Genomic DNA, 14,308 nt, shown 5'->3' on the forward strand with positions numbered 1-14,308 from the left:
GGAAAAAGCAAAATGCGGGAAGTAGTTATCGTAGAAGGGATCCGTACCCCTGTTGGAAGAAGAAATGGCGTACTGAAGGAAATCCGGCCTGATGATTTGGCAGCACTCACATTAAGGGAATTGGTCAACCGTGCTGGCATCGATCCGGCGCTGATCGATGATGTCATTTTAGGCTGTGTTTCCCAAACAGGTGAACAGGCAGGTGATATTGCCAGAGTAGCTGCACTCATTGCCGGATTTCCGATTGAAGTGCCTGGCACCACGATTGACCGTCAGTGCGGCTCGAGCCAGCAGGCCGTTCACTTTGCCGCTCAGGCAATCTTGGCGGGTGATATGGATATAGTCGTCGCCGGTGGTGTGGAAAACATGTCCCGTGTGCCAATAGGCTCTAATTATCAAGGAGCTGAACCGTTTAGCGCAAATTTAACAAGCAGGTATGAAATGATCCATCAGGGCTTGTCTGCCGAAAGGATTGCCGAAAAATATGGCTTTACCCGCGAACAGCTTGATCAATTTTCCTTGGAAAGCCATCAAAGAGCGGTGAAGGCTCAAGCCTCAGGCTATTTTGAACGTGAAATCTTCCCGGTTGAAGTACATCTTTCTGATGGCAGCAAAATGATAGTTAACGCAGATTCCGGGCCAAGAAAAGATACATCATTGGAAAAATTAGCTGGACTCAAACCGTCATTTAAGAAAGACGGGGTGATTCATGCCGGAAATTCAAGCCAGATCAGTGACGGGGCCGCAGCGCTATTGCTCATGTCGCGGGAAAAAGCGGAAGAACTGGGTTTAAAGCCGCGATTCCGCGTTCATACCCGCGTCGTTGTTGGCTCTGACCCAACTTTAATGCTGACAGGACCTATTCCGGCAACACGGAAAGCGTTAGAAAAATCAGGTTTATCAATCGAGGACATCGATGTCTTTGAGGTGAATGAAGCGTTTGCCCCTGTAACACTCGCCTGGTTAAAAGAAACCGGTGCTGATCCTGCAAAGCTGAATCCAAACGGTGGAGCCATTGCTCTCGGACATCCGCTGGGAGCAAGTGGCGCTCGCTTAATGGTAACAATGATGCATGAGTTAGAGCGCCGTAGCGGTCGTTATGGACTGCAAACGATGTGTGAAGGTCATGGTATGGCAAACGCGACGATCCTCGAACGGATTGATTAAGAGGTAGATTCCGAATCGCTAATATAAGTGCTGGAATCGCTAATATAACTCAAAAAATCGCTAATAACCCAACTGTCACCGAAACCATTATAGGAGGCTATGGACTAAAAACCAGGTAAAAAAAAACTAATCAGTTTTTTACATTAGGGCAATCATTCCTTTTCATCTCGTTTGCCCGCTGAATACCAAAAAACGGAGGCGATCACTATGACAACAACTATTGGAAAAATTTTTGATTTAACGGTAAAAAAGTATCCAAACAAGGAAGCGCTGTATGATGTTCGAAAAAATCTCCGCTATACGTTTAAAGAATGGAGCGAACAGGTAAACCGCCTTGCCAATGCCCTTTTAAAAGAAGGGGTCAAAAAAGGGGACCGGGTTTCGACATTCACCTTTAATACGGAAGAATTGGGAACCGCCTTTTTCGCCTGTGCTAAGATTGGAGCAATATTCAATCCGATAAATTTCCGCCTCACCCCTGAGGAAGTGGCGTTTATATTGAGCGATGCCACCCCAAAGGCAGTGCTGTTTGAAAAAGCGTTAGAGCCTGTCGTGTCATCGATTGCTGGCCGTTTTCCTCAGATCTCCTTTTGGTTTATTGATGAAGAGCCGCCTGCCTATGCTGCTAGCTACAAGGAGAAGGTGGCAGCAGCTTCAACGGATGATATTCAGGCTGAAGTTGACGAAAACGATGTCTATGCCTTCATTTACACAAGTGGGACAACAGGAAGACCAAAGGGTGTGATGCACAGTCATCGCAACATGGTGGATCAAGCCTTACTTTGTATTGCTGCTCAAAAGCTTGAGAAGGAGGATGTAGGTCTTGTGACAGCGCCGATGTTTCATTGTGCCGAGCTGCATTGTGCCTTTCTGCCAAGGATCAATGCCGGTGCCAAAAACGTCATATTGCACCAGTTTAATCCAAAAGCCATCCTCTCATTAATTGAACAGGAAAAGATTACAAAGTTTTTTGCCGCGCCAACGATGTGGAATATGCTCTTGCAGGAAGACTTAAGCCAATACGATTTATCCAGCCTGAAGATTGGTTTATACGGAGCAGCTCCAATGGCGCCGTCGTTGGTGCATGCACTTCATGATCGCTTGGGGATTTCCTTGATTCAAGCATATGGGATGACGGAGATGGGACCAGCGATTACCTTCCTTTCAGAAAAGGACCAGCTTAGAAAAGCCGGGTCCGCGGGGCAGGCTGCGTTAAATCATGATATCCGCGTTGTCCGTACGCGGGAAGACGGTCCATCCGATCCCGATGATGTCGTCCCTACTGGGGAAACGGGCGAAATAGTGGTCAAAGGACCTTGTATGATGCTGGGGTATTACAATCGTAAAGAAGCGACGGAAAAGGCAATGTATAAGGGTTGGTACCATTCAGGCGATATCGGTTATCTTGATGAAGAAGGCTACCTGTTTGTCAATGACCGTGTCGATGACATGATCATCAGTGGCGGAGAAAATATTTATCCGCGGGAGGTTGAGGATTTATTGCACAGCCACCCCGGTGTACTGGATGTTGCTGTGGTCGGTCAGCCCGATGATCGTTGGGGTGAAACCGTTAGCGCTTTTGTGGTGAAAAAGGATCCAAATGTGACTGAGCAGGATTTAGATGAATTCTGTAAAAATAGCAACAGTCTTGCCAATTATAAGCGCCCCCGCAAATATGTTTTTTGTGAAGCACTTCCGCGTAATGCCAGCGGTAAAATCCAGAAATTTGTACTCCGCAAACAGCTTGAGGAGCTTTTTACTCAAGGTTCATAAGAAAGGTTTTTAATGGTAAAGACTAAAAGTCATCGAATTTAGCAATTACCTGTACGAAATAGACAGTAGTAAAAGGGGCCGTGCGCCCCTTTTTTGTGGGTGTAGAACAGTTAAAAACCAAAAGGGAGAATCTGTTTTTTCAAACCTAAAAGATAAGCGCTATAATAGAGTCAGTAAATTTTATACCTATAGCGAGAGGAGAAGCAATTTTGTTTGAAAAAGCGCAACCCCTATTACAATCCTATTTTGGTTACAACTCCTTTAGAAAAGGCCAAGAACAGGCGATCCGCTCGGTATTAACCGGCAATAATACGATTTGTGTAATGCCGACGGGCGGCGGGAAGTCGATTTGCTATCAAATTCCTGCTCTTATTTTGCCGGGCACCTCGATTGTCATATCCCCGCTGATTTCACTTATGAAGGACCAAGTCGATACCCTTGTTCAGGCCGGGATACCGGCCACTTTCATTAACAGTTCGCTCAGCTTCCAAGAGGCCTTTGATCGAATGCAAGCGGCGAGGCAGGGTGCCTACAAACTGCTGTACATAGCACCGGAACGGTTGGAATCCCGAGAATTTCTGGAGGACTTAAGACAAATGGACATTCCATTAGTGGCGGTTGACGAGGCCCACTGTATTTCCCAATGGGGACATGATTTCCGCCCAAGCTACCGGCAAATTCAGCGCTTAATCCAAGGTCTGCCGCAAACGCCGAAGGTCCTTGCCTTGACGGCGACAGCAACCCCGAGAGTCCGTGAAGACATCTGCAGCCTGCTTAAAATTGATGAAAGAAACATGATCATTACCGGTTTTGAACGGGAGAACCTTTCTTTTTCCGTCATAAAAGGGCAAGACCGGTTAAAGTTTCTCTTAGGCTATTTGAAAAAGAATGCCAAAGATCAGGCATTATCTATGCAGCAACAAGAAAAAATGTTGACCAGCTTTATGAAAGATTAAGGCGGGAAAATATTAATGTTGCGCGCTATCATGCCGGAATGGGGGAAGGAGAACGCAGTCAAGAGCAGGACCGGTTTCTTACCGACAAAGCGACGGTAATGGTGGCGACCTCAGCCTTTGGGATGGGGATCGACAAATCCAATATTCGCTACTGCATCCACTGGCAGCTTCCGAAAAACATGGAAAGCTATTATCAGGAAGCCGGGCGTGCAGGAAGAGATGGATTGAAAAGTGAGTGTATTGTCCTTTATTCGCCGCAGGATGTTCAGATTCAGCGATTCTTAATTGAACAATCCAGCGACAGAAGTAGGATCACCCAGGAGCTAGAAAAACTGCAGCAAATGGTTGATTATTGTCACACGGAGAGCTGTCTTCAAGAATTTATTTTGCATTATTTTGGCGAGACTGAAACAGAACCTTGCGGCAGATGCGGCAACTGCACTGATTCCCGAATGCAAATGGATGTGACGAAAGAGGCACAAATGGTCATGTCCTGTGTAATTCGCATGGGCCAGCGTTTCGGCAAGACCTTAACCGCCCAGGTGCTTACCGGCTCTAAAAATAAGAAGGTTATCGAGCTTGGCTTTGACAGACTATCAACCTATGGAATCATGAAAGATAAAGGAGCAAAGGACGTCAGTGATTTTATTGAATTTTTAATTTCCCAGGAATTAATCGGAATTGAACAGGGAACGTTTCCGACCCTTTACGTTTCACCTAAGGGAAAAGATATTTTACTAGGGAATGCGCAAGTTTTTCGCCGGGAGACTGTGCAGGTAAAACAGGTTTCCATTAATGATCCGTTATTTGAAACATTACGTGAGATTAGAAGACAAATTGCCACTCAAGAAAATGTACCGCCATTTGTGATATTCTCCGATGCAGCGCTTAAGGATATGTGTGCTAAGCTGCCAAAAACGAACGAGGAATTCTTGCGGGTAGGTGGTGTTGGCGAATATAAGCTGCAGAAATATGGCGATGATTTCATTCAAGCTATTCGTACTTTCCTGGAAGAACATCCTAATTACTCCAATGAACTGGAGGCACCTCCTAACAAAAAGCAATAGGCATTAACACGTATCCCATCCTCTGAATATGGTAAAGAAGGTGTCAAATCCAATGGAATACACTTTTTAGGGGGTGGTCCTTGTGAGAATTCATGTGGTAAAAAGCGGCGACACGCTCTGGCGTATCTCGCAAATGTACGGGATTTCGATCAATCAAATCGCTGCCGCTAACGGCTTAGATAATCTAAATCAGCTGGTGCTCGGGGAAGCCTTGGTTATTCCGGCGCCCTATCAGCAGTACATTGTCCAACGTGGCGATACTCTTTGGGCGATTGCCCAGCGCTTAGGCGTAACAATGCAGGGAATCATAAACGTAAACCAACTGACTGACCCGACAAAAATTTACGTTGGCCAGGTACTGACAATTCCTATTTTATACCATACTGTTCAATCAGGAGAAACTCTATCGGCGATTGCCAGTCGTTATGGCACAACTGTTAGTGCCATTGTTCAAGCCAATCAAATTCAGAACCCAGCGATGATTTATGTCGGGCAAAGGCTAAGAATTCCGGAAGCACCTAAACCGGTGATTGAGGTAAATGCCTATGTAACTGATATGGGTACAACCGGGGCAAACATTGTCGCCCCACTGACGTCTTACTTTACCTATGTCAGCCCATTTAGTCACAGTGTTGGTGAAGATGGAAGCATTGCAGCGTTAAATGATGAAGCCATCATTAGAACTGCCCGGGAAAGAAATACAGCCCCGCTTCTGGTCATTACGAACTTTGTCGGCAATAAGTTTAGCGCCGAACGGGCTGCGTTAATTCTGAGAACGCCGGAGCTTCAGGATAAACTGATTGACAATATTTTAACGATGTTAAAACAAAAAGGTTATTCTGGAGTCAATATTGACTTTGAATATGTCAATCCCGGAGACAGGGAAAATTATAATAACTTTTTACGAAAAGTGGTGGCCAGGCTGCGACCGCAAGGATATTCCGTTTCAACTGCCCTGGCTCCCAAAATCACAGCCGGGCAGAAAGGACAATTATATGAGGCGCATGATTACGCTGCACATGGGGAGATCGTCGATTTTGTCGTGATCATGACGTATGAGTGGGGCTGGATTGGCGGCAGACCTTGGGCTGTTGCCCCAATCAGTGAAGTGCGAAAAGTATTGAATTATGCCGTAACAGAAATCCCGCGCAATAAAATAGTTATGGGTGTTCCGTTATATGGCTATGATTGGAAGATTCCTTGGGTGCAGGGAACGCTGGCGAGAATTATCAGTCCGAAGGAAGCCGTCAACATCGCTGCAAAATATGGGGTTGCCATCAGCTTTGATGAAACCTATCAATCTCCATATTTCCGTTACGTCGATGAAACCGGACAGCGGCATGAAGTATGGTTTGAGGATGCCCGCAGTATGCAGGCGAAATATGATACTGTCAAAGCATACAATCTCCGCGGGATCAGCTATTGGGTGTTAGGAAACCCCTTCCCGCAGAACTGGCCGGTGCAAGCGGCAAACTTTACGGTAAAGAAAGTTTAAACAAAAAACAAATGACAGGCTGACATAATCCATGATTAAAAAAACAGACCCTATCGTTTAATTCGATGGGGTCTGTTTTTAAACATATCATTCATCAGCAGCAGCGTGAAACCTTTCCGTCTTTTGCATTGTATCGTGCTTCTTGAGCCTCACAGAAGAACTCTTTCCGGGTTTTTACCGGCTCACCAGGATGGTGCGATTTCATATGCTCAACGTAAGTTTCATAGCTTGGAACTCCAACCAGAAGGCTGAGAAACTGCTTCCGGTAGGTATTGAATTTCCGTAATTTATCCAGCATAATTCGTGACATCTCCTCCATCACGAGGCACATATGGCGCCTCATGTAAGGGCAGTTTATGACCTACAATGACCTTAAACCAAATCCGCAGTGCAGAAATTAACACGACCAGAACAACAATCATGAAAATAGCACAAAGCGCAGCATCCACATAGTCGTTCATTAATACTTGCTTCATTTGAGCAGCATTTGCCGCCGGAGCAAGCACTTTTCCCTCATTATATGCATCTTGGAAGATTTTCGCATGGGACAGAAAGCCGACTTTTGGATTTTCGTGGAAAAGCTTTTGCCAGCCAGCCGTTAAAGTGACAATTAACAGCCAGGTGGTTGGGATCAATGTAACCCATGTGTAGGCTTTTTTCCCCATTTTAAACAGGATGGTTGTACCAAGCAGTAAAGCTATCCCAGCAAGCATTTGGTTGGCAATTCCAAATAACGGCCATAGTGTATTGATACCGCCAAGCGGATCGACTACCCCTTGATAGAGGAAGTAACCCCAGAAGGTTACACATAAAGCAGTTGCAATAATATTTGGAATTAATGCTTCTGTTTTGGCAAATGGTTTATAAACGGTACCAATCAAATCCTGGATCATAAATCGGCCGACACGGGTCCCAGCATCAATCGTTGTTAAAATAAATAAGGCTTCAAAGAGAATTGCAAAGTGATACCAAAATGCCATCAAGGCTTCGCCGCCGATGACTTTTGAGAAAATAACCGCCATTCCAATCGCCAGCGTAGGCGCCCCTCCGGTTCTCGATAGAATTGTTGATTCTCCAACATGTTTTGCAATTGTACTTAAATCTTCCGGTGTAACGGTGAAGCCCATGTTTGTAATGACTTTTGCGGCTTGAACGACATCTGTTCCAATTAATGCTGCCGGGCTGTTAATCGCAAAATATACCCCTGGATGGAGTACACAGGCAGCAATCATCGCCATAACAGCAACAAATGATTCAGTCAGCATTGCCCCATAGCCGATTGGGCGGGCATGCGACTCGACTTCAATCATTTTGGGTGTTGTACCGGAAGAGACGAGGGCATGGAATCCGGAAACAGACCCGCAGGCAATCGTAATAAATAGGAACGGGAAGAGGTTGCCGGCGAAAACAGGACCTGTTCCATCGATAAACTTCGTTACACCAGGCATTTCAAGATTTGGGGCAACAACGATAATTCCTAATGCCAAGGCAAAAATAGTCCCAACCTTTAAGAACGTACTCAAGTAGTCCCGTGGTGCCAACAGCAGCCATACTGGTAAGACGGAAGCGATGAAACCATAAATAATCATCATAATGGCAATCGTTTCCCCTTTAAAGGTAAACATAGCAGCTAAAGTTGGATTTTCGGCAACCGATTGTCCTAAAAATAAGGAAATTAGTAATAAAATAATTCCAAATAAGGAAGCTTCGCCAACGCGGCCGGGCCGAATAAAACGCATATAAATCCCCATGAAAATCGCAATTGGAATCGTTGCAGCAATCGTGAACATACCCCAAGGGCTGCCTACGAGCGCTTTCACAACTACCAGTGCCAACACAGCTAATAAAATGACCATGATCCCTAAAATACCGACCATCGAAATGATACCAGTAAACTTACCCATTTCATCCTTGATCATTTCACCGAGGGATTTACCATTACGGCGCATCGAACCAAAGAGAATAATAAAGTCTTGAACGGCACCGGCTAAGACAACTCCGACGACAATCCAGAGAGTACCCGGAAGGTAACCCATTTGCGCGGCCAAGATTGGGCCAACTAGCGGCCCTGCTCCGGCAATCGCCGCAAAGTGGTGGCCAAAAAGGACCCATTTATTTGTCGGGACATAATCCTTCCCATCATTATGAATTTCTGCAGGAGTTTTTCGGCGGTCATTGAGTTGAAAAATCTTTTCAGCAATAAATTTGCTGTAAAAACGGTAGCCAATCGCATACACACAGACGGCAGCAGTTAGCAGCCAAATGGCGTTTATGCTTTCCCCGCGCTTTAAGGCCATTACAGCAAATCCCACTGCACCCAACGCAGCAATAACCCCCCATATTAAAATAGACTTTAACGCTTTCAAATATATACCCACCTTTCTCAAAGTATGGCTATATTATATTTCATTATTCGGAAAATTAAAACACTTCTTATCCATTTTTGTGGAAATTATCCACCATTTTCGTCTTAACGCATAATGTTGCAATGACCATTGCTAAAAAAGCTTATTTTGCCTTAAACTAGATAAATAATGAAGAAGTTATGTGGTGAGAAGATGGAAGAACAAGCAATACAAACAAAAGAGATCATGGAGGTTTGTTTGCTGGCCGGAAAAATTATGCTGCAATCCGGCGGTGAAACATACCGCGTGGAAGATACGATGACGCGGATCGCCGCTTCATTTGGGCTTAAGCAGACGCATAGTTATGTTACTCCCACGGGAATTATTTTTTCGGCTGAGGGCACCGGCCCTACCAGGACGAAATTAATCAGGATATCCGAACGCTCAACAGATTTGAAAAAGGTCGATCTGGTCAACAGCATTTCAAGAGGAATTTCCAACGGTGAGATTGATTTACAAGAAGCCTCTGAACGATTGAATGAAATCCATTCGATGGACTTAACATTCCCCTTTAGGATCCAAGTTGTTGCAGCGTCACTGGCAAGCGGCTGTTTCATGATTATGTTCAATGGGACTTGGAATGATTTTCTTCCGGCAATGCTAACCGGAGGCGCTGGCTTTCTAAGCTACGTTTATTTTCACCGTTTTGTTCCGGTTAAATTTTTCTCAGAATTTTTGGCGTCGTTTATCATTGGTCTGATGTCCTTTTTTTTCGTAAAAATGGGGTTTGGGCATCAATTAGATAAAATCATCATTGGTTCTGTGATGACCTTGGTTCCGGGACTGTTAGTGACAAATGCCATTCGGGATTTAATGGCGGGTCATTTGGTAGCCGGGCTGTCAAAGGGAGCAGAAGCGTTTCTGACAGCTTTCGCGATTGGGGCAGGAATTGCCGCAGTTGTATCATTTTTGTGAAACGAGGTAAAGTAAGATGGATATCCTTGCCCAATTAATAACCAGCTTTTTAGCCACCGCCGCCTTTGGCGTCATTTTTAACATACCAAAGGAATCATTGATTAGATGCGGGCTGATCGGTATGGGCGGCTGGCTGATTTATTATATTTTAAATGGTTATTTTGGCAATGCGGTTTTGGCCACATTGTTGGCGACTGTTTTTATCGCTGTCTTAGGCCAGCAAATGGCGAAGGTTTATAAAACGCCAGTGATTATTTTTACTGTTGCCGGAATTATTCCGCTTGTACCCGGTGGTCTCGCCTATGATTCGATGCGGAATATTGTCGAAAACGATTATAATCTGGCCATTGCTTCGGCAGCAAAGGTTCTAATGCTGGCCGGAACGATTGCATTCGGACTTGTCTTTTCCGAGGTTATCAACCAAATCATCAAAAAAGTAACTGCCTACAGGGTAAAAGGCTAAATGGTTTAGGAACAACTTGCACAGCCCATAGATTTTTATCATAACAATGCCACTTATTGGATATAAGCGAATTCGTCTTTAAAACTATCGTAATATATGGTATGGTAGGTTGAATAACTTTTTCCCTAAAATGTTTTATAAGGAATGAAAAGATTATATGAAAAAATGGATCATAATCGTTGTGATTTTGGCATTTTCCTTTTTTGGGGTAAAATCAATTTTAGACGTTAAGGCTAAGCAAGCGGTGCCAGTGTTAGTGAAACAAGCTGCTCCATTGAAGACACGCCAGCTTGCCCTGCAATCATACAAACCCATTTTACCCAAAAGCAAGATCTTGGATGTACCGTTAATTAATCAAATGGACAATCCGAGGCTTTATAATGGATGTGAGGTTGCCAGCATGGCAATGGTCCTTAACTATAGCGGAGTAAAGGTTTCGAAAAACGAGCTGGCGAAAAATATTAAAAGAGTCCCTTTTACATACCCGAATGGATTAAAAGGAAATCCGAATGTCGGGTTTGTCGGCAATATGGAACATGGACCTGGTCTTGGGGTCTACAATGGACCCATGTTTGCTCTTGCTAAGAAATATGCTGGCGATAGAGCGGTAAATTTAACAAACAGCCCATTTACAGATCTATTAAAAAAGATCAGCCAAGGGAACCCCGTTTGGATTGTTACCACGGTCAATTTTACTCCTGTTTCGAATTTTAAAACATGGAACACACCTCAGGGAAAAATAAACATTACCTTTAGCGAGCACAGCGTCGCCATAACTGGTTATGATGACAAGTATGTATATGTGAACGATCCTTATGGAGTGAAGAATCGCAAATGCAACCGGACGTATTTTATTAAAGCCTGGGAGCAAATGGGCAGACAAGCCATTGTCATCGAAAAATAATGGGAAACCTCTATAACGGTGGTTTTTCCATTCGTTTAGGCGGCATAAATCGATATCATTGACGAAGGCAGGGGAATAAACATCCTCTGCCTTCGATTTTGCTTTATATAGCTATATTTTTGTAACCTGAAAGGTGCATGTTCATTTGCTAGTTTTCAGCATGTAAAAATTCAACGATAAATTGCCGCGGTACATTTTCCACTGTAGGTTTAATAACCTAAACGACGTAAGCCCTACCTCTCTTACATCCTTACGGCTCCGAGGCCGTTCCAGTGTGAATAAGTCTTTCCGTTAAAACAATAGTGGAGCCAGAAAATATTCCTACATTTGTCTAATCCAAGTTACATAAAAAGTAAAGCACAATTTAGTATTATACGTCTAAATGCTTTAATAGTCAAGAAAAATTATAAATAATTCCTAAAAAATACTTTTCCGGCAGGAATTTTCCCTGTTTACATAAAGAATCTAAGGAAGTTATCGTTTAAGAGACTTCCTTATTTTTTTCCCAAATTCAAAAAATGTCGAAAAAAATCGTATTTCATAAAAAACATGGTACAATAGAACCAAGAATAATTTATGGACATTTTTGCAATCTTTTGAATGTTATGGTATTAAGGAGTTATTAATATGGGTGACACGAGTCAAAGTCCTAAGCTGATTTTTGAAGAGAAAAAAGCGGTAAAGTTATTTTTAACGTTATTCTATCTATTTTTTATAACTTACAATGTCTTTTGGTACTCAATTTTACCTAAATTTTCTATACGCTCGAATCATCAATATTTAAAAGAGGGGCTTGGTATTTGGCTTTATATTTGTGTTATCGGTTTTCTTCCGGTATCAGTTTACATTTATAAGAAAAAGGGTCCATATTTTGTTAAATACTTCGTTTTTATCAGTTATATTTTCATAGATGTAATTGATAACCTGTTAAGGTATTTTGGTTCATCACAACCATTGGCTTCAGGAAATATAGTGGAACTGCTATTTGTAGTTATTGCTCCAATATTTGTGAATAAACGGTTTTTTTGGACTGTTTCTTTTGGTTTGATTGGTAAATATTGTTTTTTGGGAGTTATCCTTCATGATATGGATACGATTGTACCAATTGTCATAATTCTTACATTGGTCGTTATCTCTTATATTTTGCTTAATCGCTTTTTTTCATATATTCATTCACTAACGGCGGTCAATGAAGAGCTTCATCAAAAAGAAAAGCTGGCAGTCATTGGGCAAATGGCAGCAACCATCGGCCACGAGATACGCAATCCGTTGGCATCACTTAAAGGGTTTGCCCAGCTTCAGCACGAGCGATATCCTGAAACTAGTGATTATTATTCCATTATGATTCAGGAAATAGATCGGCTTGATTTAATTGTCAATGATTTAATGTATATCAGTAAATCGAAAGCACTTCAAATTGAAAAGGCAAATATAAAAGACATCATTAGTTATACCATCTCAATTATGGAACAACAGGCGTTTGCCCAAAATGTTAAGATTGAAACAGAAATGGAAGAACCTCTCCCGTTGTTAGACTGTGACGAGAAACAATTGAAACAAGTGTTTATCAATCTGTTGAAGAATGCGATAGAAGCAATGCCAGAGGGAGGTACAATTAGAATAACGGCGCAGTCGTTGGGTGATTCAAAAATTGCTATATCTGTCGAGGATGAAGGCTGTGGCATAAAAAGTGAAGATATTCCTAATCTAAAAGTTCCTTTTTTTACTACAAAAAAAGGTGGTACAGGCCTTGGTTTAGTGATCACGAACAAAATAATTAAGGAGCATCACGGCGATGTGAATATAGAAAGCAACGTAGGAAAAGGGACGAAGGTAACGGTAACTTTACCGCGAGAAAGCAATCATCATTCGTAAATAAAATTGATAAAATAAAAGGTTACAAGGGGTTTATGAATAGTCTATAATGTAATTGAAAAATATTTTCATGACATCTTAGATTAGTGATGTGTTTGATACACGTGGAGGTTTTTATGATACCACATGAAGAGAAACGAGCCATAAAATGGTTTCTGTTATTTTTCTATATTATTTTTATTGGTTCGGATGCTGTTTATTATTTTATTTTACCTGATTACATTTTTCATGTCAGGAGTGGTCTCCCTAGTAATATTTGGTATTTAAACTATGCACTGCTTATTATATTGATTCCTGTTATTATTTATCTTTTTAAAACTAATAACCAATCTTTAATCAAATATATCTTTTTCATTTGCTATGTAGTGTCTGCTGCTCTTGTTGATATTGTGACATTTTTTGGTAGAGGGGATTCCTATACAAGTGGGAATATGGTAGAAGTGTTTTTAATTCTAACATTACCACTATTTTTGAATATAAGTTACTTTTGGGTAGTAAGCTTAGGAATAGCGATCAAATACATACTAATTGGGATTGTTTTGAATACTTCCTATGTTGTAATGCCAATATCATTACTTACAGTATTAGCGATAATGTCTTTCTTTCTATTAATCCGTTTTCGGGGTTATGTTCGTGCAGTAAGCAATTCATACGATGAACAACTGGATGGAATTGTTAAGGGAGTAATAGCTACCTTGGAGCTAAAAGACCCCTATACAAGAGGTCATAGTGAGAGGGTAGCCAGTTATGCACTAATGCTATTGCAAAATATAAGAAAGTTTTCAAAAAAGGAACAAAAATCATTTTACCATGCCTGTTTGCTTCACGATATCGGAAAAGTCCATATTCCCGATTCTATTTTGATGAAGCCTGGAAAACTAACAGAAGAAGAATTAGACATTATTAAAATACACCCTGTTGTTGGAGCTGAAGCAGTCAAGAATGTCGAAGGAATTAAGGATTGTATTAGTGTTATTCGCTCCCATCATGAACGCTGGGATGGGAAAGGCTACCCAGATGGGTTAAGAGGAGAAGAGATTCCCTTATTAGCTAGAGTCGCTGCAATTGCCGATGCCTTTGATGCAATGACGTCGTCACGATCTTATCGATCAGCGTTACCAGCCGATGTGGCTTATCAGCGAATAATTGAGGGCAAGGGGTCACAGTTTGATCCTGTGTTGGTAGAATCATTTAAAAATGTATATCCAGCATGGGTCGACTTTCATCAAAAATACCCATGGAATTAAAAAAGATTAAAGGAGGGAAAGCTATGAAAATCCGTAAGTTA

At 42.3% G+C, this 14,308-nt stretch carries 10 protein-coding genes and 1 pseudogene; 9 read left to right on the forward strand and 2 right to left on the reverse strand.

Annotation, left to right across the window (positions count from 1 at the left end; genetic code table 11):
* The first annotated feature begins 12 nt into the window (after window positions 1-12).
* The 4 genes and pseudogenes from JK635_RS15720 to JK635_RS15735 all read left to right on the forward strand — a co-directional run bounded on the left by JK635_RS15720 (window position 13) and on the right by JK635_RS15735 (window position 6,458).
* Window positions 13-1,167 carry a thiolase family protein gene (locus JK635_RS15720; protein ID WP_202654910.1) on the forward strand — a complete coding sequence of 385 codons (1,155 nt, stop codon included), beginning with the start codon at window positions 13-15 and terminating at the stop codon, window positions 1,165-1,167.
* A 207-nt stretch (window positions 1,168-1,374) separates the two neighbouring features.
* On the forward strand, window positions 1,375-2,940 hold the full coding sequence (locus JK635_RS15725; protein ID WP_202654911.1) for a fatty acid--CoA ligase: 1,566 nt from the start codon (window positions 1,375-1,377) through the stop codon (window positions 2,938-2,940).
* 209 nt (window positions 2,941-3,149) lie between these two features.
* Window positions 3,150-4,939: pseudogene (gene recQ, locus JK635_RS15730) on the forward strand (DNA helicase RecQ); the annotation flags it as partial.
* 106 nt (window positions 4,940-5,045) lie between these two features.
* Window positions 5,046-6,458: a glycoside hydrolase family 18 protein gene (locus tag JK635_RS15735; protein ID WP_202654912.1), complete on the forward strand. Its 1,413-nt coding sequence runs from the start codon at window positions 5,046-5,048 to the stop codon at window positions 6,456-6,458.
* 94 nt (window positions 6,459-6,552) lie between these two features.
* Here the strand turns inward: JK635_RS15735 and JK635_RS15740 are convergent, their stop codons facing one another.
* Both JK635_RS15740 and JK635_RS15745 read right to left on the reverse strand, forming a co-directional pair.
* Entirely contained in the window at window positions 6,553-6,756 is a 204-nt protein-coding gene (locus JK635_RS15740; protein WP_202654913.1) for a YbdD/YjiX family protein, read from the reverse strand.
* The gene (locus tag JK635_RS15745) at window positions 6,746-8,824 is read right to left on the reverse strand and encodes a carbon starvation CstA family protein (RefSeq protein WP_202654914.1); all 2,079 of its coding nucleotides are present in this window, start codon (window positions 8,822-8,824) and stop codon (window positions 6,746-6,748) included. Before JK635_RS15745 ends, JK635_RS15740 begins: the two co-directional genes overlap by 11 nt.
* Window positions 8,825-9,016: 192 nt before the next feature.
* Between JK635_RS15745 and JK635_RS15750 the strand changes: the two genes are divergently transcribed.
* From JK635_RS15750 to JK635_RS15770, 5 genes are all read left to right on the forward strand, one after another.
* Complete coding sequence (locus tag JK635_RS15750) at window positions 9,017-9,778, forward strand: threonine/serine exporter family protein (protein ID WP_202654915.1); 762 nt, start codon at window positions 9,017-9,019, stop codon at window positions 9,776-9,778.
* 16 nt (window positions 9,779-9,794) lie between these two features.
* Window positions 9,795-10,241, forward strand: a complete 447-nt coding sequence (locus JK635_RS15755) for a threonine/serine exporter family protein (RefSeq protein WP_202654916.1) — start codon at window positions 9,795-9,797, stop codon at window positions 10,239-10,241.
* Window positions 10,242-10,398: 157 nt separating this feature from the next.
* A complete protein-coding gene (locus JK635_RS15760) occupies window positions 10,399-11,145 on the forward strand; it encodes a C39 family peptidase (RefSeq protein ID WP_202654917.1) in 747 nt (248 codons plus the stop codon).
* A 627-nt stretch (window positions 11,146-11,772) separates the two neighbouring features.
* A complete protein-coding gene (locus JK635_RS15765; protein ID WP_202654918.1) occupies window positions 11,773-13,020 on the forward strand; it encodes an ATP-binding protein in 1,248 nt (415 codons plus the stop codon).
* 116 nt (window positions 13,021-13,136) lie between these two features.
* Window positions 13,137-14,267, forward strand: coding sequence for an HD-GYP domain-containing protein (locus JK635_RS15770; RefSeq protein ID WP_202654919.1), 1,131 nt, complete (start codon window positions 13,137-13,139; stop codon window positions 14,265-14,267).
* Window positions 14,268-14,308 lie beyond the last annotated feature (41 nt).

This window comes from Neobacillus paridis (assembly GCF_016765675.1).
GTDB classification, from domain to species: Bacteria; Bacillota; Bacilli; order Bacillales; family Cytobacillaceae; genus Neobacillus; species Neobacillus paridis.

What these genes read in the sequence shown, in the direction of transcription:
- JK635_RS15755 (WP_202654916.1), top strand. Translation starts at nt 9,795, where the DNA reads ATGGATATCCTTGCCCAATTAATAACCAGCTTTTTAGCCACCGCCGCC.
- JK635_RS15725 (WP_202654911.1), top strand. Translation starts at nt 1,375, where the DNA reads ATGACAACAACTATTGGAAAAATTTTTGATTTAACGGTAAAAAAGTAT.
- JK635_RS15750 (WP_202654915.1), top strand. Translation starts at nt 9,017, where the DNA reads ATGGAAGAACAAGCAATACAAACAAAAGAGATCATGGAGGTTTGTTTG.
- JK635_RS15720 (WP_202654910.1), top strand. Translation starts at nt 13, where the DNA reads ATGCGGGAAGTAGTTATCGTAGAAGGGATCCGTACCCCTGTTGGAAGA.
- JK635_RS15760 (WP_202654917.1), top strand. Translation starts at nt 10,399, where the DNA reads ATGAAAAAATGGATCATAATCGTTGTGATTTTGGCATTTTCCTTTTTT.
- JK635_RS15770 (WP_202654919.1), top strand. Translation starts at nt 13,137, where the DNA reads ATGATACCACATGAAGAGAAACGAGCCATAAAATGGTTTCTGTTATTT.
- JK635_RS15740 (WP_202654913.1), bottom strand. Translation starts at nt 6,756, where the DNA reads ATGCTGGATAAATTACGGAAATTCAATACCTACCGGAAGCAGTTTCTC.
- JK635_RS15765 (WP_202654918.1), top strand. Translation starts at nt 11,773, where the DNA reads ATGGGTGACACGAGTCAAAGTCCTAAGCTGATTTTTGAAGAGAAAAAA.